This is a genomic window from Jejuia spongiicola (assembly GCF_023502325.1).
Taxonomy (GTDB): domain Bacteria; phylum Bacteroidota; class Bacteroidia; order Flavobacteriales; family Flavobacteriaceae; genus Wocania_A; species Wocania_A spongiicola.
The window spans coordinates 578,285-598,332 of the sequence record NZ_JAMFLZ010000001.1 but is presented as its reverse complement, the minus strand read 5'-3'; the positions used below and the strand labels follow the sequence as shown (position 1 = coordinate 598,332).

General features: G+C 30.4%; 19 protein-coding genes. 7 read left to right on the top strand and 12 right to left on the bottom strand.

All coding sequences use genetic code 11. From position 1 onward, the window contains the following. Positions 1-101 precede the first annotated feature (101 nt). The 3 genes from M3P09_RS02815 to M3P09_RS02805 all read right to left on the bottom strand — a co-directional run bounded on the left by M3P09_RS02815 (position 102) and on the right by M3P09_RS02805 (position 2,138). Positions 102-356: a hypothetical protein gene (locus M3P09_RS02815; protein WP_249971939.1), complete on the bottom strand. Its 255-nt coding sequence runs from the start codon at positions 354-356 to the stop codon at positions 102-104. Between the two features lie 111 nt (positions 357-467). Next, positions 468-1,817 (bottom strand): hypothetical protein, encoded by a 1,350-nt coding sequence (locus M3P09_RS02810; protein ID WP_249971938.1) that lies wholly within the window; start codon positions 1,815-1,817, stop codon positions 468-470. A gap of 102 nt (positions 1,818-1,919) precedes the next feature. Further along, positions 1,920-2,138, bottom strand: coding sequence for a hypothetical protein (locus tag M3P09_RS02805; protein ID WP_249971937.1), 219 nt, complete (start codon positions 2,136-2,138; stop codon positions 1,920-1,922). Between the two features lie 318 nt (positions 2,139-2,456). Between M3P09_RS02805 and M3P09_RS02800 the strand changes: the two genes are divergently transcribed. From M3P09_RS02800 to M3P09_RS02790, 3 genes are read left to right on the top strand one after another with little or no spacing between them, the layout of a single operon-like run. Continuing rightward, on the top strand, positions 2,457-3,014 hold the full coding sequence (locus M3P09_RS02800; RefSeq protein ID WP_249971936.1) for a hypothetical protein: 558 nt from the start codon (positions 2,457-2,459) through the stop codon (positions 3,012-3,014). Between the two features lie 10 nt (positions 3,015-3,024). Further along, positions 3,025-4,806, top strand: a complete 1,782-nt coding sequence (locus tag M3P09_RS02795) for a tetratricopeptide repeat-containing sensor histidine kinase (RefSeq protein ID WP_249971935.1) — start codon at positions 3,025-3,027, stop codon at positions 4,804-4,806. 14 nt (positions 4,807-4,820) lie between these two features. Then, on the top strand, positions 4,821-5,585 hold the full coding sequence (locus tag M3P09_RS02790; RefSeq protein WP_099564743.1) for a LytR/AlgR family response regulator transcription factor: 765 nt from the start codon (positions 4,821-4,823) through the stop codon (positions 5,583-5,585). 115 nt (positions 5,586-5,700) lie between these two features. Here M3P09_RS02790 and M3P09_RS02785 read toward each other — a convergent pair whose 3' ends face one another. The 8 genes from M3P09_RS02785 to M3P09_RS02750 form a co-directional block, all read right to left on the bottom strand. After that, positions 5,701-6,531: a DUF4382 domain-containing protein gene (locus M3P09_RS02785; RefSeq protein ID WP_249971934.1), complete on the bottom strand. Its 831-nt coding sequence runs from the start codon at positions 6,529-6,531 to the stop codon at positions 5,701-5,703. A 121-nt stretch (positions 6,532-6,652) separates the two neighbouring features. After that, positions 6,653-7,219 carry a hypothetical protein gene (locus tag M3P09_RS02780; RefSeq protein ID WP_249971933.1) on the bottom strand — a complete coding sequence of 189 codons (567 nt, stop codon included), beginning with the start codon at positions 7,217-7,219 and terminating at the stop codon, positions 6,653-6,655. Between the two features lie 11 nt (positions 7,220-7,230). Next, positions 7,231-7,455, bottom strand: coding sequence for a hypothetical protein (locus M3P09_RS02775; protein ID WP_249971932.1), 225 nt, complete (start codon positions 7,453-7,455; stop codon positions 7,231-7,233). Positions 7,456-7,643: 188 nt separating this feature from the next. Beyond that, positions 7,644-7,973 (bottom strand): YegP family protein, encoded by a 330-nt coding sequence (locus M3P09_RS02770; RefSeq protein WP_249971931.1) that lies wholly within the window; start codon positions 7,971-7,973, stop codon positions 7,644-7,646. Between the two features lie 345 nt (positions 7,974-8,318). Then, entirely contained in the window at positions 8,319-12,155 is a 3,837-nt protein-coding gene (locus M3P09_RS02765) for a T9SS type B sorting domain-containing protein (RefSeq protein ID WP_249971930.1), read from the bottom strand. A 355-nt stretch (positions 12,156-12,510) separates the two neighbouring features. Continuing rightward, positions 12,511-13,422: an SDH family Clp fold serine proteinase gene (locus tag M3P09_RS02760; protein WP_249971929.1), complete on the bottom strand. Its 912-nt coding sequence runs from the start codon at positions 13,420-13,422 to the stop codon at positions 12,511-12,513. 9 nt (positions 13,423-13,431) lie between these two features. After that, on the bottom strand, positions 13,432-13,632 hold the full coding sequence (locus tag M3P09_RS02755) for a hypothetical protein (protein WP_249971928.1): 201 nt from the start codon (positions 13,630-13,632) through the stop codon (positions 13,432-13,434). A 298-nt stretch (positions 13,633-13,930) separates the two neighbouring features. Continuing rightward, on the bottom strand, positions 13,931-15,208 hold the full coding sequence (locus tag M3P09_RS02750; protein ID WP_249971927.1) for a pentapeptide repeat-containing protein: 1,278 nt from the start codon (positions 15,206-15,208) through the stop codon (positions 13,931-13,933). Positions 15,209-15,393: 185 nt separating this feature from the next. Between M3P09_RS02750 and M3P09_RS02745 the strand changes: the two genes are divergently transcribed. Together M3P09_RS02745 and M3P09_RS02740 are read left to right on the top strand one after the other, a co-directional pair. Continuing rightward, entirely contained in the window at positions 15,394-15,642 is a 249-nt protein-coding gene (locus tag M3P09_RS02745) for a hypothetical protein (protein WP_249971926.1), read from the top strand. After that, positions 15,602-15,862: a hypothetical protein gene (locus M3P09_RS02740; protein ID WP_249971925.1), complete on the top strand. Its 261-nt coding sequence runs from the start codon at positions 15,602-15,604 to the stop codon at positions 15,860-15,862. The genes M3P09_RS02745 and M3P09_RS02740 overlap by 41 nt, the downstream gene beginning before the upstream one ends. A gap of 108 nt (positions 15,863-15,970) precedes the next feature. Here M3P09_RS02740 and M3P09_RS02735 read toward each other — a convergent pair whose 3' ends face one another. Further along, positions 15,971-16,069 (bottom strand): JAB domain-containing protein, encoded by a 99-nt coding sequence (locus M3P09_RS02735; protein WP_249972100.1) that lies wholly within the window; start codon positions 16,067-16,069, stop codon positions 15,971-15,973. Positions 16,070-16,525: 456 nt separating this feature from the next. On the opposite strand from M3P09_RS02735, the gene M3P09_RS02730 reads away from it, so the two are divergent. Then, the gene (locus M3P09_RS02730; protein ID WP_249971924.1) at positions 16,526-19,585 is read left to right on the top strand and encodes a hypothetical protein; all 3,060 of its coding nucleotides are present in this window, start codon (positions 16,526-16,528) and stop codon (positions 19,583-19,585) included. A gap of 46 nt (positions 19,586-19,631) precedes the next feature. Continuing rightward, positions 19,632-20,045 carry a hypothetical protein gene (locus tag M3P09_RS02725; RefSeq protein ID WP_249971923.1) on the top strand — a complete coding sequence of 138 codons (414 nt, stop codon included), beginning with the start codon at positions 19,632-19,634 and terminating at the stop codon, positions 20,043-20,045. Positions 20,046-20,048: the final 3 nt, after the last annotated feature.

Here is a 20,048-nt window from a genome sequence, read left to right as displayed (position 1 = left end):
TTTCCAAAATAAAAAAGCCCTAATCTCTTAGAGCTTTTAGCAATATTTATTAGGTTATTACAATATTACATTGCATAAACAACATGAATATATGTAATACATTAAACAGTAAAATAATCTTTCCAGGCATCTGTTAAATTAGTCTGAACTACTAGTGGAATACCAAAAACATTAAAAGTATTTGTAACACCATAATAATAGTAAAGACGGTTATTTGTTGCCATATGATCCTGATTTGGATTGTCTACACTTCTACTCATATGAATATTTGGGAAATTAGGATTTGTATAATAAACCCATGTTTGATTAATATGTAGAGGGTCTGTATAATTTGATATTTTCCAATCTGTCATCATTTTTTTAAGTTTTTAAATTAATTTATACTCTTCAATTAATTATAATATTTGTAATAAGACTTTGAGGCAAAATAATTATTACCTCAAAGTCAGTATTTCAATTAATTTGGATTAGTACTTATCACTTACTACTCCTAATAAAAGAGGAACATCAGTTGGTCCTGGATTAATTACTATAGTATTGGAATCATCATTATAAGTAAAATTAGATGTATTCAAATGAGAAGACTCAGAACCGCTAAAACTAAATGGCCCTATCCCAACTGAAACAGAAGCAGATTGCTGAAATGCAGTCTTTAACGACGTGTAACTAGCGTTATCTACTGTAATCTCAATTTTAAGACCCAGCCCTAATATTATAGATGAAGGTATAACATTAAGTGACCCTCCTTCACCAAAAAACTGAGGACTTGTTGAAAGTAATTTGTCTTTAAAATTTTGGATTATTCCGCTAGAAAACCAATTTGCATCAGGATTTATTGGAAATGATTGCAATCCATTAAAAGAAACTTTACAGTTAAAAGAAGATTGTTTCCAATCTTGATTTACAGATTGATATGATGCTTGCTGATTCACTTTTACAGAAAACCAAGACCTATAAGATGCACTCACTGATTCGCTCCAACCAAAATCTCTATAGTTTCCATCTGCAAAATTTCCAGATAAAGCAATAGACACAGGAAAGTTTTTGTTTACACTTTCAGTTTCCCAGGCAGAAAAAACATTAGCAAGCCCACCACCAACACTAAAAGCAGGTCTAAATGTTGAAGTTAAAGTATTTGGTGGAGCTGATGGATCTTGTCCTGGTAACACAGGAGTACCTCCAGCAGGAGCAACAGACCCTACCTTAACAGGCATATTGTAAGGGTTTTTTTTCAAAAGCTCTTTTGCTCCTGTAAGTGCACTAACAGATGCTTGGGCAGCTTGAATAGTAGTATACCCAGCACCATGGGCCTTTACCATTAAAGCATCATAGTCGGCTATTGCACCGTTAAGTGATGTTTTTGCAGAAGCATAAACAGGATAATTTGTATTAGCCCACTCATCAAAACCACCTGTATAACTGGGATCAATTGTTTTGTATTTTATAAACTGATCCATTGCTTCACTAAATACTTTTGTATAATTTGTTTGATTACTATTTACATTTGCTGCTGCTACATTAATTTTTTTCTGCAATGCTGGATTAGAGTCTCCTCCTAAATCAATATTTTGAAGAAAGAGCGAATAAGATGTTATTAAATCTCCTCCTGGAGCATATGAAGCACTTGCCGCTGGTAATAAATTACCAATATTGTAAATATTAGCGTTACTAATATCTGGATCTGCATTAACAATGTCTGCACTTAATGTTGTTCCTGCAATAGAAACTGCTTGTTTTGTTTTGTCGAAATTTGGTACTGCTGTTTGAACTAATTTTTCGTAAAATTTAGCCCATACTTGTTCTGATGAAAAAGCCATAATTGTTTAAATTTTATAAAACGTATAGATTACTTAATGTTGAACCTATATGTTTTTGATTAAAAATAAATTGTTTAAAAGAATATTCGTATTACTAATTACTTAGGGATTTGATAACTGCGATTTATAAACCCATCCATAGATGTCTTTATCTAACACTTCAGTTACCTTAAGCACTTTTCCATAACCATCAGGACCATCAATAGGAGCTGTAGTACTATATACTTCGCTTCCAAATTTGAGATACTTTATAGGATGATCACAATGCTTTGTAGCATAAATAGGAGTGCCATCTGGATTATTTACTTTGTATCTAGGCATAATTGTTAGTTTTGGTTTATCCTACTCTATTAAGGCTTTTCAGTTTCCGCCGTTTTAATCAACTGATCTATTTGTAGCTACACAATCAAAGATTAATCAAATATGTTTTTTTACTAGAGTAAAAAGAAAAGAGATGAGTGAATGGAATAAATTATTGAGTAGGCGATAGCAATTAATGAGTGAAACATAATCAAGTGGTTAATAAGAAAAATCTTTGTCTCTATTGATGCTTTTCCTGTTATATTTTATTATCTTCAACATATTAAAATAGCAACATAAAACTCCTTCAGAACATGTACTAACTAAAACCAACCCAACATGTTCATCAAAATTGATTTAAAAACAACAACCCAAAACTATCCGAGAAAATTTCCTATTAATTTAAAAGATATTAGAGCCGCAGTTAATGACTGTTATCTTGGTTTAGGAACGCCTTATCAACCTATTCTTGCAGATAGTTTTGTAAGTTTAGGTGATAATCAATTTCCAGAAATACCAGCTGAGGCAGAAATCACCATTAAATTACACCCTGAAAAAAAGGATAATCCGCAATATATATTGAGTAAACCAAAATTGGTATGCTGCAAAGTAAAAAATGTTGGTAGAGTATTTAATGATCATGACCTTATAGCTAAAGATTATTGGAATAGCATTTTTGATTGTGATTCAGAACATATATACTGTGCCCCAGAAGGCACACTGTATATTTCTCCAGACAAAAAAGACAGATGCAGCATTACCACTAGGAAGAAATTCCATGACAGTTTTGTTGCATATAGTATCATGTTCTCTTTAATTATTGATCATAAAGATAATTTTAAACGACGCTATTATTTTATTTTGGATCCTGTGATGAAAATTAGATCTAGAGATTAATTAATACAAAATGTTTAAATCTAAAATGTTACTTCTCTGTATATTAATGTGTTCTACATTAATATACTCGCAAAGCATTAAAAAAGCTGATAGTTTAATCCAACAATTGGGTAATTCAAACTTATCTGAAGTAGATCGCACAAAATTATTATTGGATATAGCTATTTATCATCCAGATATTAGAACTTCTATAGACTTTTCTAAAGAATCTTTGAAATTAGCCATCAAGATTAATAATCCCATTTTACAAGCTGAAGCCTTTGAAGAAATAAGTCTTCTTGAACACAGAATTGGTAATAATAATTTATCATTAGAAGCATCTATTAATGCATTAAAAATATATGAATCACTAGATTTAAGAAAAAGAATGGCTGCCACATATGCACAATTAGCTAATAATTATATGAGTAATCTAAATTATGACATGGCAATTAAATATTTGAAGAGAGCCAAACAGATTTATTCAAACTTGAATAAAAATCAAAAATATGCTATAACTATTTTAAATCTTGGGGAAAACTATCGTTTAGCTAGGCATTTAGACAGTGCCGAAGTTTCGTTTAAAAGAGTTTTAAATCTCAACAAGCAATTGAAAAACAATATGATTCAAGGCTATTCCCAAGGTAATCTTGGAATGGTCTATAACACTCAAAACAAGTTAGAGTTAGCAGAAGGGCACCTAAACGATGCTATAAATATTCTTAAACCTTTAGAAGATTATTATTCTAGCTCTGTATATATTGCTGAGTTGGGAACTGTCTATAATAAAGAAGAAAAGTACAACCTTGCCAAAACTAAATTTCTGGAAGCCTTAACTATCGCGAAAAAAGCTGGATTTAAAGAGCAAATACGCGATTTTTGTGTTTTACTTACTAGTTTTTATGAAAGTCAGAATCAATATTCTAAAGCACTAAAATATCAAAAACTATTTCAGGTTTATCAAGACAGTTTAGTCAATAAAAAAAATGTTCAAAAAATAGAGCAACTTAAGGCTGGTTATGAAATTGATAAGCGTGAATCTAAAATAGATTTATTAAACATTACAAATACCAACCAAAAATATTTGGTCACTTCTTTAGCTATAGGTATTTCAATGTTATTGTTGTTTGCATATCTGCTCTATAGAGGTAATAAAAAAACTAAGGTTGCAAATAGTACCTTATCTAAACAAAAGGATATCATCTCTAAACGCGAACAGGAAAAAGCATTGCTACTCAGGGAGCTCAATCATCGCATAAAGAACAATTTACAAATGATTTCAAGTTTGCTAAACCTACAGAGTCATGAACTTACAGGGCATCCAGCTAAAGAAGCCATTGTAGCAGGCAAGTATCGTGTTGAAGCGCTCTCGCTAGTACATAGAAAACTCTATCAAGAAGATTTAGATACACGAATATTACTAAAAGATTATATTGAAGAATTAGTATTAGGGCTTTTCCATGGTTATGATGCGCCTTTTGAGCCTAACTTTAAAATTGACGATATCAGTGTGAGTTTAGATACAGCCGTTCCTCTAGCATTAGTTATTAATGAGGTTATAATAAATGCCTTAAAATACGCTTATATAGCTATTGATAAACCAAAATTAAAGATAATAATGCTACAGGATAAAGATTACTTAGATATTGAAATTATTGATAACGGTATTGGTTTTAATACTAACGAAGCAGAAAAAAACAATTCTTTTGGCATTAAACTTATCTACTCATTAATTGAACAATTAGAAGGGGTTATTGAAAAATTGGAGAGTAAAAATGGAACACATTGGAGAATGAATATAAAACTAACGTAACGAATTTTATCACTATGAATAACCAAAAAGTAAAAATTCTTATTGTAGAAGATGAAATATTAATAGCCCAAGATATTGCAAATAGGCTTACAGCAATCAATTATCAAATTGTTGGAATTGCAGCTTCTGCTAAACGTGCTTTAGAATTAATTACTAAAAATAATGATATTGACATTATGTTAATTGATATTATTCTAAAAGGAGATATAGATGGTATTGAACTTGCAAAAATCATCAATGATAAGTATCAAATTCCATTTATATTCTTAACATCTCATGCAGATATTTCTTTAGTAGAGCGTGCTAAAAAAGTTCACCCTTATGCCTATATTTTAAAACCATTTAATAATCGTCAAGTAAGCATTGCCATAGAATTAGCCTTAGTAAATTATGCTAACAAAACTCGTGAAAATGAATTGGTTAAAAAGCAAACGTTTAACAAAACAGAGAATCAAGTATTACAAATAAAGGATAGTTTATTTCTCAAAAAGAATCATCATTTTGAGCGTGTCCCTTTAAAAGAAATTTTGTTTTTGCAAGCTGACAATAATTATTGCACAGTAAGCACAAAATCTGAACGATTTATTTATTCAATGGTACTTAAAAAAATAGAAGCTCATCTGCCTCTAAATCAATTCTTGAGAGTGCATAGAAGCTATGTTGTAAACATTAATTCTGTTAATGGATTTGAAGGTAATATGCTCTTTGTTGGTGAGAAAAAAATTCCTGTAAGTAAAACTTATAAAGAAGCTGTTTTTAAGTTATTTCATACTATTTGATTATTCAGCTGCTAATAAAAAATTCAAGTTTCGTTCTTATTTCTATAAAGGTTTTTTTAATGAAAAAACCCACTCTAAATTAAGTGGGTTTTTTATTTAATATTTTGTATAGATTTTATTCTAGTTCAAGTACTATAGTTTCCGCTGGTTCTATATTACCAACTGTAACAATAACTTCCTCAGAAACATATTCTAAATACCCTTCTCTAGAAATTTTTAAAATATAATTTCCTGCTTCAAGACCTTGTATTACAAAATCTCCATTCTCATCTGTTAAAGTATCTTTAACCAATACATCATCAGTAGTATATACTTCTACAACCTGATTTCCAACTGGTGTTTCAACTTCTTCAATAATTTCAACTACCTTTCCACTTATAGAACCAGAATTAACTTCCACATTAACTTTAATAACAGGTTTTAAAATATATTTTCCTGAATTACCTGCTTTAACAATAGACTTTTGAACATTCCAGTCTAAAATAAATGAATACACAAACCCAGATTCTAATTCCTCATTTAAATTGAGCTTTAAACCAGATTTTTGTGCACTAGGAGTCTCTAAAGGAATTAAATCGTCTTCTCCTTCAATTTTAAGCGTATTATTATCACTAAGAACCAATCTTACTTGTTTTAAAATTCCAACAGGTACAACTTCATCCGTTAATAACAAACTATTTCCTGCAATAAGTTCAGTGATATCGACATTAATGGGATATCCTCCTTCTGGATTAAAACTTACCCAGTTTTCCTCATCATCTGAAGATTTGTATTGTATATCTATAATCTCAATATTAACTTCTAAATAATCACCTGGTTCATCAACTAATTTTAATTGAACCTTAGCGGTATCATTTTTGCTGCCATTATCACTATTACAGTTAAACATTAATAACATTAGCATCACACCAATTCCAAAAAAGGATTTTAAACATTTAAAACTCATAACTTCTTTTTTTTCAGATATTTACAAAAGTAACATCAACTATAAACTATAGCAATATATTACTGTGTTTTTCGATAAAATGCACATTATATTACTTTCTTTATAATAGATGTATCAAATTTTATTGCTCTTTTATTGATGACTTGCCTAACTTCTTCCCTTTTTTAACTTTCTCTTCTAAAGCATCAACTTCTTTTTCAATATCTTTTAATTTCTCAACCTTTTCTTCATACTCTTGTTCTGTCAACTTACCGTCTTTCTTCTGTTGTTTTAAGTCTTCTTTTATTTTTTTTACTCGTTCTCTTGTACTATTTGCTTTAGATTCCCCTTTTTCAACAGAATTTTTTAATTCCTTAATTCTTTGCTCTTTATTTAATTTAGCCTGTCTTGCGCGTTCTTTACCAAAATCTTTACCTTCAAGTCCTTCTTTATTCTTCCCATAAGAATTTCCTTTATTCTCGATTTGCTCCTTTTTATCCTTTAGATCTTTTTCCTTATTCTTTAACTTTTTTTCGGCTTTATCCTTCTTGTTGATTTTTAATTCTTTCCCTTCTTTAGCTTCTTTTGTAATTTGCTTTTCAGTTTTATCTTTTTTACCTGGTTTATCTGGTTTTTGTGCAAAACTATTTTGAGTAATAAAACCCAATAATAACATAAGAACTACTATCTTTTTAAATATTTTTTTCATGACTCTTAGTTTTATAATTCATTAAACATTTCATCCAGTTTTTTTATGGATTCTTCAATACTTACTTCAGTCTTTTTGATCTCTTCAGCTACTGCTTCTAATACTTTTATTTCTTGTTCTACATGCAGTTTTTCTAGTTTTACTGAATCGCTTTCTACTTCCTTCTCTTCTTTTTTATCGCCACAACCAAAGACTATTAATAACAACAAAATGATTAAACCATTTATTCTTTTCATAATTGATAAATTTACTTGTTCAACATTGTTAAGACACTACATATTAAATAAAGTCACGCTATTTAAATAATTAAAAGGGAAGTAATATATTGCTAACTCAATTGCCCAAAACAAAAAAGCATCCCTATTTTCTATACAGAAAAAGGAAAGCTTTTGTTTTAGTAATTATTTGAAATTACGCTGGTTATCTACGATAAATCTTCAACCGTAGCTATAGATGCATTGGTTTTGACAGAGTTTATTCCATTCTCCATAGCACTTACAAAAGAATACATTTCACTAGTGCCAATAACTTGTCCATTAGAGGCTTTTAAATTAAAATAAGGCTTGCCGTTTGATGTTGTGAGTCTATCAAATCTGGAATCATCTGAAGCGTTTTTTCTAACAGATTCTATTCCATTAATACAGCCAGATTTAACTGAGTAACCTTCGCTAGCAAGTATATTCTGCCCGTTACCTGCTTTTAATCTAAATCTAAACTCTCCTCTTTTGTTTTTATAAATTTCAAATTTTGCCATTTTGACTAGGGTTTAATATTTAAGCATAAGACACTATCGCGAATAAAAAGTCACAGGTTATAGAAGAATAAAATATTGCTAATGCAATAGCCCTAAAACAAAAAAGCATCCCTATTTTCTATACAGAAAAAAGGAAAGCTTCTCATTGGAATACCAAATTAACTTTGGTATAACTACGTCCTAGATTTCTCTAGGAACAACACAACTTCATTTAATTGCCAAAAAAAGCCCTAATCTCTTAGAGCTTTTAGCAATACTTGCGGTCTGGACGGGACTTTAGAATTAATTTTCATCATACTAACAATCAATGTGTTATAATTAATAATTTTGTTTTTTGTGTTAAAATCATCTTTTTAAAGCAAAATGACCTTTAAATAATCTTCCATCATCCAAATTTACACTAAACCAATAATCATCTACAGGTAGCATTTTTCCATTAAAAGTACCATCCCATCCTTTTGAATTAGGGTTTATTTGCTTTATCAGCTTTCCATAGCGATTATAAATAAAGATATCACTGTTAGTTTGAAATCTATTATCTACTCCTTTTACCTGCCAAAAATCATGAGTTCCATCTCCATTGGGTGTAAAGTATTTAGGAAAGCCAATAACAGATATATCAATAAAACTTGTACCACATCCCTTTTTGTCTCTTATATATAATGTGTGTACACCAGCACTAACATTTTTAAATATTGGATTGTCTTGATAAAATGAAAACTCATCATCTAATGCAAACTCATAATCTCCTTGTCCTAAATCACTCAAGTTAATTGTAATAGTATTATTGTTTGATGCATCCACGATAATAATATCATCTGCCTCTATCGTAGCTAATTCTGAAGCATTTACAAAAACATCTCTAGTTCTAGAACAATCTGTACCATCAGTTTTAGTTAATGTAATTGAATAGGTTCCTGGTCTAGATACTGTCAAAGTCGTAGCGTTAGATAATATTGTTCCATCTTCATAAACCCATTCATAGTTAAACATTTCATTAGCATCATTTTCTTCTGGATTTAAAACTACAGTAAATGTTGGGTCAGAAGAACACACTATTTGAGGAGTATCTATTGAAAAATTAGGTAATGGGTTAACTATAAACTCAACCTCTGTTGTGTCTGTGCAACTTGGATTCATTGGGTTTAATACCTCTACTCTAATTGTTTGTGTTTGTGTATTAAATGGATTGGGTAAAGGACTAAAAAGCTCTATTCCATTCACATCATAATAATGTACTACCATACCAGTTTGTCCATTAAGTATAGTACCCTCAATTAAAGAAGTATCAAATTCATGAAATCCATCTGCATCATCTATTCCATCATCACATGATATTTGGTCTGGAACGGGATTTGCTATAGGTAGCTTGTCTACGATAAATTCTAAAGTAGTTTCGTCAAAACAACTTCCATCATTAACATTATTATTTGTTACTCTAGCTGTTATTAACTGACTTGATGTTAAAAAAGGATTAGGTAATGGGCTTGGTAAAAAGTTATTATTTTCATCAAAATATGCTACTGTAACATCTGATAAAGATTGGCCACTTAATAATGTTGCTTCTATTTGCGATGTATTAAATGGAAACATATTGTCCTGGTCATCATCACACTGCCTTTCTATGCTTACTGGATTAGCAATTGGCTGTGCTTCTACATATAAATTAATATGCGCTCCTAACCCTAAACAGTCATTATCCACTTTACTATCTACTCTTACATAAATTTGCTGAGTATTTGGGTAACCAATATTATTATAATTTAAAATATCAGTAATAGGGTTCTCTTCTGCTAGTGCATCAGCTTCATTTCTGTAATAAGCAACTATTAATTGTTGCCCCATTGGAAACATTGCTTCTATTTCTGAATGCACACTACTAAAATCAAAATTTGAAATCCCATCAGAATCATCATCACATACATAAAATTCTCTAATGAATGTATTTGGTATTTGAGTTGTAGTTACTGTTAGATTAACTTGTGACGTTCTAAAACAGCCATTATTATTTTCTACTCTAGCCCAAACAGAATCTGAACTTGGAGTTTGATTAGAATATATTGTAGGGTTCGTTATAGGGTTGTTATTATTTTCAGCATCTGCTTGAGATTCATAAAAAGTAACCGTTTCATTAGCTGCATTAGTTGTTATTTCATTTATAACTTCGTTTAAATTAAATGCACTAAAAAAACCATCTAAATCTTCATCGCACTGCTTTAGTTCTACTACTGGAGTTACACTTGGAAGTTCAAAAACTTCAACAGCAAATGATGTTGTAGTTTTACATTGATTATTAGCATTACTTACTCCTTCTACATAAATAGTTTGTGGGTTTTGAGTATTTGTGAATGAATTTGGTGTCGCAATAGGTTGAGTTAAAGCTGCATCTGTAAAGTAATTGTAATGCACTTCTGAAGCTACTCCATTTAGCAATAAATTAGGTTCTTGTTTTGTAAGGTCAAATTCAGCAAAACCATCTGTATCCGACCCTGAATTAGAATTATCACATTGTGTTAAGCTTGAAAGATTCGCTGATGATTCTAATTCAGGGGTTTTATATATTCCTATATTAAACTCTGTAACATCTGTACACTCAGGGTTTTGTTTATTATAAACTTCAGCTATAATTTCTTGTGTGAAAAAATTTAATGAATTGGTATAGGCTTCTGGAGGGCTTATTTTTATTCCATTGGTATAGTTTGTCATCCCTTCATAATAATTCACTCCAAAAACATTAGGGTCTAAACCATTTAAGACATGAATACTATGGCTTTCAAGATCAAAAGTAATATCTCCTAATAAATCACATAATAATATATCGTGAGGTTTTGTTGCTACAGGTTGCTCATAAATAGTTACTGTTGTAGTTTCTATTGCTGTGTTCACTCCCACAGTTGCAGTAACACTAACTTCATAAGTTCCTGGACTTGTAAATATATGTGTTGGCTCTAAATCAGTTGAATTATTATTACTTCCTGAAGCTGGGTCTCCAAAATCCCATACCACAGAATCTACAGTGTCATTTAATAAAAACTTTGTTAGATTTCCAAAACATATATCTTCTGCTATAATACCTTCAATATGAAAAAATGATTGAATAAATGGCGGAAGTCCAATCTCAGTAACTTGTCCTCCCAAATAAACTGCATTAGATTGAAAATCACAACCTAAGCCAACAATATTAGGATTATTGATAACTTCTAAATAATCACTACCTTGATCAGTTATATAAATCTTTCCATTAACAGCTAATTGAAGAGCCCCATAGCCAAAAAGGTCTTTAGTGATTTCTATTTTAGAGGATATTATATCATCAATAGACCCAGCTCTTAAGTTAAACTGAAAAACTCCTCCATATTCTAAACCTACATATAGAATATTTCCATTGGGAGAAAACTCAATACCATAATAGCCGTCAGGACCTCCATTGTTCAGAAGGGTTAACGCGTTGCTTATAATTCCATTATCGGAATTAAAATCAAAAATTTGCACATTTTGAACAAGGCGAGCTACAGCAATTTTTCTTCCATTTGGAGATGCTTTTATGGCACCAATTGAGCCTTGAAAACCTGTTGAAACTGACCCTGAATCACTAACTATAGGTGTTTCATTAACTCCTAGACTAGTCACTTTGTAAGATAAAAATTCGCTACTATTTATTTTATGAGTAATTACCCATATACAGTCTCCATTACATCCTACAACTGCAGTTAATTTTTCAGTTACTGGAGAATGGAGTTTAATGTTTTTATTTAAGGTAACACCACCCAATCCTCCATCCATATTCATATCAACCTCAGAATATTGAATTCCTTTATTTCCACCTTGTTTATCAATCGTGAAAATATAATATAACTTATCACTATCAGGTTTAGGAACAATTATTGCTGAATGAGTACTAGAATCATGTCCTTGTAAGTCATTTCCATTAAGCATTACTTGATGAATCCTATTCCAAACTGTAATTCCATCAGTATAGAAAAGCAGCTCTCCATCATTATTTGAGATTGTAGCACAGCCTTCTGTAGTGTTTAATTCCCCATCGGTAAGTGCTACTGGGTTTCCACTGTTAAAATCCAATCCAGCATTACGTCCAAAATACCAGATATTGGCTTCTTTCTGGGCAAAAGCTGTTATTGTAGTTAAAAAGTAAAGAAATAGTAGTATTCTTAATTTACACATTTATACTCAAAAGAATTTAATGTATTTAAACTACCAATATAGAAATTAAAAAAGAAGTATTTTATTACATGATCCCTTTTTAGATTAACGGTCCCTTTTACATTTTAATGTGCACCTAATTTCATCCCTTTTATTATATAAAATCACAATTTCTAGGTGTATTTCTATAAAATTACAATTATTCCAAAATGCTTCCAAACTTCCATTTCATTACCATCTGATTCAAAACTTGAATTATCTGTTTTTTAGATTGTAGTTTGGACGGGGCTCTAGATAGATTATAAAATGACTGAGGTTATTTTTATAAAAAAAATAATCAATCCTCCATAAAAGAATAGGGAGATGAAAAATTATATTATTTAGTTGGAATAGAAGGAACTGATTGTTCTACATAAGCTATCCCATTATGATTTTCAATAATTTTAACAGCATTTGTACTTGCAAATGCGTGCATGAAGGCGTGATGTGTTGTAAGAACCGCATCTTGCAATTCTTTGTTATCTTCTAGGGATATTATATTAAGCCCAACTTCCTCACATTGTTTTTTAGAAATATGCCTTGCATGAGATTTTTGTTTTTTATGATCTGCAAACATTTTCATTATACCACCAACCTTACTAGTATCATCTGAACACATGTTATCTATTAACCACTGGCTAACCATATTTTCAGACCAATCAATTGCCTGTTTACAAGCACCTAAGAATGTTGGGTGATATTTACTTATAATTACTTGCCATAATGATGCAGCATGTGGATTAGATTTAATGTCTCTCTTAGCGTCTTCAAATTCATTAAGAATGGCCTGACAAGCCATGCCTCCCATTTGAGGGTCAATTGGACCTAAATTAGAATGTTTTCCTAAAATAATTTCTTTTGCGGACAAGGCTATCATAGTTCCAGCAGACATTGATATTTGAGGTACAATAACTCGTATATTATGACCAAACATTGAGTAAAGATAATCAACTAAAGATTCTGTGGCTGCTAAATCTCCACCTGGAGTATGAAGTATTAAATCTAAGCCTTTAGACTTATCCATTTTATGAATGGTAAGCATAAATCCAGACTTATCTTTATCGTTAACAGCAGTATCTGGAGCCTTTGGTTTTTGTAGCCAACCAGAATAATAAGCTATAACATTTCTAGAGGTAACAGTAGAAACTTTTTTAAGGTATTTTCTTCTGACAATGTCAAGTGGGTTTTTACCTGGATACTTTTTATGAGTTTCTTGTATTTCTTTTAATACTTCTCCCCAATTTGGCATAGTTCAATATTAAAGATTTAAGATTGTACCTCCTGAAGTTTTCACAGGAGTATAATCTTCGTAAAGTGAAAATCGTTTAATGGAATCACCTTCATTACTCCATTCCATAGGAACAACAAATGAGAATTCAGATGAGCCGATTAAATTTTCATAATCCTCAATTAATTCTTGTTCTTGAGTTTTCTTGGAAATTCTTTTAGTATCTGACATAGTTTACAAAGTTAATAAATAATAATTACTTGTAATACGTTTTAACTTTTCAATAGTAAAAAAGACTTTGTGTTACACGTCAAAGTTCAAATATCTTAATGTTGCTTTTTGATATTGCCTTGCGCTTCAGTACAAGAATTGAAATAATCTTACAGTCTGAATGTATTGATATATCATAACCTATTCTATATCAATACATTCAGACTTATATTCAAGTAGAAACAATATTTCATATCTTTTTATTTTTAAAACTCTATCTGACTCATGCGCTTTTGATAAATACCTAAGTAAAATTATACTACATAATAAATTGATTAAAATTATATGATTCAAGAAACTCAAACAATTCAACTATATCAATTTTACTTAATTTTTCTCTTTTACAGTAAGTAAATTCTACGTTTATTTGTTCTATACCTGATAAGTCTGATTTAGAATTTTCAAGGTTAGACAATTGCTCTTTTATATTCTTTATATCATTAATTGCGCTAATAGGATATGGGTTTTTCTTTCTACAACCATTAAAAAGTGAATGGGTTATTTCAATATCTTTCATTACAACATTTTCAAAACATGACGCCCTTAAGTCATTCATTTTAAACTCATTAACACTATTAAATTTAATATTATTAAAATTAGAAAAACAAAATTTTGAATGAAATATTTTAGAATTATCAAATGAGCAATTGCTTATTTGACAATAAAGAAATTGCCAACCATGAAGAATACAATTATCAAAATTTACATTCTCAACCGTTGAGCCAATAAAATGAAAAATAGAATCTTCTGAATTATCAATATTACTCAAATCACAATTTCTTATGGCTCCACCATACAGTCTCGCCCCTCTAAATTTAGCTCCATTAAATTTTACGTTGTCAATTTTACTGAAAACTGTACTTAAAAGATTGGCACCTTCTAAACTTGAATTTAATAAATATGGTAATTTAGTGTGAAACATGTATGAATTTCTAAAACTCACATTTTCCAATGGTATTCCTGACAAGTCTGCTCCTTGTAAATCAGCACTATATTTTAGATAGGGATTTTCATCACTAATTTTGAACAAGTAATTAATTATGGCTTTTAATATTGTTTTGTTCCTTTTTGATTCTCTTGAAGTAGACCTCAAATAACTACAAAAAATATCAAAAACTATTTCTGAGTATTCAGCATGATTCTCTTTAGCAATTTGATTTAATTCCGCAATCCCTCCTAATATTATTGGCTCATTATTACTACTTAAATGTTCTACACCGTTTTTGAACCTTTCATCTATCTGAGATTTACGGGTAAGGTTTATTTGTTCACTTTGGAGATTAATTACTTCACCTTGTTTTTGAACACCACTCTCAATTGCTTTAGCTCTTCTATATGAGATATAAATTCCAAAAAGAATCCCTATTGCTCCCAAAATACTTAAAAAAACTTTAAATAATTCACCGTTCCTATTTGGATTTTTAGGATAAAGCCAAAAAGAAAACTTTTCATAATTAATAATTAATATTTCAATTTTTATAATTGCAAATAAAATAATGATGATTGCTATAATTAGAAATATTATTCTCTTTCTCATCTTATTTTAATTTTCCCAGTAATAATTATTAATTTCTGATTTAATCATACTATAAATATAAGTTATCTATTGTATTAATTATATTACAATTAAATAATTTTAAAAATTATGGTCTCCTCTAGACTATTTTAAAATTCTATTTTTTGTTTAGTAGATATAATTTTAGCTTAGTAGAAAAATACAATATGTATGATTTAAGAACTGCAACTCCTGTTAAATCAACAGATAAGATAACAGGTAAAGAATGTTTCATTCTTCCTGTTAACGTCATTGAAATATCCGAAATAGTAAAAGGATACAAGGTTTACAAAAATAGTACAGGCACAAAGTGCAGAGATATTAAAATAAATATATGTAAAGGAGATGGTAATTTAACAACTCTAAAAGCTGTAAATGTGGGAAACAACATATCAAAATTATGTAAAAACATTTGATTTAAAGCTGCCTAAAATTGCAATGGCTCAAGTCACGGAAGATGAGTTCCAAGGTGGGGAAATAAAAATAATTGTATTTGCTTTTAATGCAATATCAGTACTTTTAAAAACTACAACGGATAATTATGATTACTTAGATAGAACCAAAGAGTTTATAAATAATTACCAGGAATACTTTTCATGGCTTAAAGAAATTAAGCAAAAGAAACAGGATTTATAAATTCATTTCAACTTTTTGGGTCTTCTCTAGACCGCAAGATTTTTACATTTCATCAATAAACATAGGAGTTTGACAACTTTGCCAACTAATTATATTCCTTTTTATACCCTATACTGTGTTCTCATCAGCAAAACTATAGTATCCTTCCTTAGTTATAATTAGGTTATCTAACACACTTATATCAAGATATTCTGCTGCTTTTTTAATCTTCTTATATATTGACTTATCTGCTTCACTAGGATTTAAATTACCACCTTTCCATAACTCTCCTGAGTAGTTTGCATTTTACTATGACCTAATAAACAGCTAATAACCACCATTGATATATTATTAAATAACAACACTCTACAATTTCCAATAAATAGTTGACTACCTGACGTTTACACTTTTCAACTCATTAAACTGAACGGCAAAATGGTTTTCAAAGGTTATAATCTCTTCTATAGCAGGCCATTAAAGGACTCTAGCCATTAACTGGTTTTAATTAGATAGTGAAATTTACTAGAGAGTAAGGTTTTAGCTTACTTTGAGTAAGCTAAATTGGCTTTTAACCTTACTATTAATAAGCTTTTTGCTTACCAAAAGTAAGGTTTTAGCTTACTCCAAATCCAAAAACTCTTTCTAGTTTTATAAGCACATTACTAACATTTAAATAATGTACTTATGAATTCACGTTTCTTAATCTGTACTATTGCACTTTCTTTATCTAGTTTATTAAGCTTCTCCCAAGAAGATTACTATGGAAATACTTTAACATCTAATATGTATACTGCCTCTCAAGTTATTATAAGCCCAAGTGTACAACCTCCAGATGTAGCAGCCTTTCAAAAAAGCACTTTCATTCCAGTATCTAATTATACTGGTAGAGCTAATATTACTATACCCATATATGAAGTCTTGTCTGGTAGTATGAGTGTTCCAATCTCATTATCCTACAATTCTTCTGGAGTTAAAGTTGCAGATATGGCATCCAGTGTAGGGCTTAACTGGAGTTTAAATGCTGGAGGTGTTATTTCCAGAATGGTAAAAGGAATAGATGATTTTACTAGACCATATAAAGCTAACAGCCCAACATCATATATGACACCAGCTGGATGGTTAGGGTATACCTATACAAATTTAACAACTTACGGCAATATAAACAGGTATAATGATGCAGCTCCAGATTTATTTGTTGTTAATGCCCCTGGGCTTTCAACAAAGTATGTACATAAAAAAGATTACTATGCTACAGACGGTATAACAACAAACTATCCTACTATAGGCACTTTACCTGAAGCCTTAGAGTTAGAACATCAAGGTAATATCATAAACGAAACAATAGGTTACATTACTAAAAACCATTATAATGATAATACAGGAACTTATACAAATATTACTAAGTATGGATTTTCTAACATAGAAATAAAATCTTTAAGTGGCATTGTGTATGACTTTGAAACACCTGATTTATCTAGGCATCATGGTCCATATAATACTGGACAAACAACCTACAAATTAGATACCTATCACTTAGATCAAATGTTTGACCCTAGCACTAATCAAACCATAACATTTGAATATGAACAATACCATAATTACTTCTCAGATGAAATTGATTCAAAAGCGACTTCCTATGGGGGTGGTACAAATCTCCAGTTTAATGGAAACAAAGCAAAAACGGTTTACCCTTACATGCACAGACTTACTAAGATTGTATTTGACAAAGGGTCTGTCGAATTTATTTATGGCTTAAGCAGGTTAGATAATACTGGTGATAAAGCCCTTACTGAAATTAAAGTAAAAGATAATTCAGGAAGTGTTATCAAGCATGTGAAATTATCATATAGTTATTTTCAATCTACTATAGCTAGCACAACTCCACAAAGTAAGCGTTTACGATTAGATAAAGTATATGAAGTAGACCCTTCCAATTCAGCTATAACCTTACCAGGACACGAATTCACATATAACACAAGCTATACTATGCCTCCTAGAACTTCATATGCACATGACTTTTTAGGATATAATAACGGGTCATATAATGCATCATTGACAAACCCTATACCAAAGTATTATTTTAAAAACAATAATGTTTCACCTTTTTATGATGCTTCAGCCATTGAATTAACTGGAAATTATTCTTTAGCAGCTAACACAAACTATTGTAAAAGTTATGCACTTAATAAAATAACGTTTCCTACAGGAGGCACAAATGAATATGAATATGAACTCAACGAGTTTTCATATAATGGAACCAAACAAGGAGGTGGACTTCGTATTAAATCACAAAAAATCACGGATGCAAAAGGAAATGAGCAAATTTTAGATTATGAATATGGTACAGGTTACATAGCCAACATACCTACATATGCTGTGTACATGTTAAAAAACACAAATTGGACATCAAATACAAACCCAACATCACTCAGCAATTTACTTACCTATTTTGGAATAGACACTTTTATGACACCTCAATCTCAGGTAGAATTAACAAATGGGTCCTTTGTAGGTTACAGTAATGTAACTGTAAAAGACAGAATTGCAAATGGAAAAACCTTCTTTAGCTATAGAAGCCCCTCTTCATCATATCCAAATATTGCTTCCACAAAAACAGCTACTGGTAGTTATAGTACATCCTGGCTAGCAATTGGGTCACCAACATTGTATATTGATCGTGATTTTATGAGAGGAAAACTTCTATCAGAAATTGTTTATGACCAAAATAACAATATAAGATTATCCAAAAGTTTCTCTTATAGTTATAAAGAATTTTCAACATTAGGCTTAAGCCATCTAAATAAAGCTTCTAGTTCAATATCGTCATCATCTCTTTGTCAAACAAGTAATGGGGAACAATATAACACATTGACTTGTGGTGCTTATATAGAGAACATTAGCCTCCCGATTGCGAGAGATGTTTTGACTACTATTTGGACCACAGATTATACCAATGGAGCATCTCAAGAACCTTTAAAGACAAGTTATTCATATACCTATGATAAACAGTTTCCTTTAGTGCTTAATGAATCCAAAACAGTAGAGGTTTGTAAACCTTTAATCCAAGGTGGGGAGCAATTATGCGAAACTATAGAAGATTTACACGAGTTGGGGTATTCTAAAACTATTAGTTATCCTATTACAGGAGGAAATACTATGCAAAGTAATACGATTAGTTCTATGCCTTTAGCTACTGATTTGGTTAACTTAAATAGAATTGCAACACCTTTAACTATTGAAGCATCTAATGGTACAACTGAAAAGCATTATTATAAAAACTTTGGAAATAATATTATCGCATTAGAAAAAATTGATTTTGTAAGTAGAGATAATAATATTACTAATTCAGAAAAAATAACTAAACGAGATTCTAAAGGACATGTTATTGAATATCAAAAAAGAAATAACACTTATGTTTCAAGAATATATGGCCATAACAAAACTTACTTAGTCGCTGAAATAGAAAATGCCACATATAGTAGTATAGAAGCGCTTTCAGCTTTTGGAACAAATTTCAATCTAACAAATGGGTTGAGTACTTCACAAGAAACTGCTCTTAGAGGTCTATCTGGAACGTTTGTTTCAACCTATACCTATGACCCATTAGTAGGTATAATTGATGTGACGGATTCAAAAGACTACATCACATCTTATGAATATGATGCTTTTAATCGTTTAAAACTTGTTAAAGATGCAGATGGTAAAATATTAAGTGAAAACAAGTACCACTATAAAGGTCATTAATAACAATAGTTTCCTTTTTTAATTAATCTTTTAAAACATATGCATCATGAATCATATATATAAAATCATAAGCTTTCTATTAATTGTATTGTCTTCTACAAGCCTAATAGCACAAAATAGCACTATAGATTACACCATTACTTTTGATAAAGTAAAAATAGAAGGTCAGGATATTAGTGTATCCTCTACAATAATAAAAAACAACAATACTATAGTCTGGAATCAGAGTAACAATGGTGCTTTTGACTCCTCTACTTACACCATAACCAATACTACAGAGAATTGGGATCATAGCACCTCAACTGGCTCAATCAGCTATACCATGACCTATGAAGGACATCAAGTAGACCTTACTATCCTAGGTGAAGCATCTGGAATGTCTGCCATACTCACCTTTAAAGAAAGTGATACAGAGCAGGACATCTATACTTTCAAAATAAATAATATTTCATACCAATAAAAC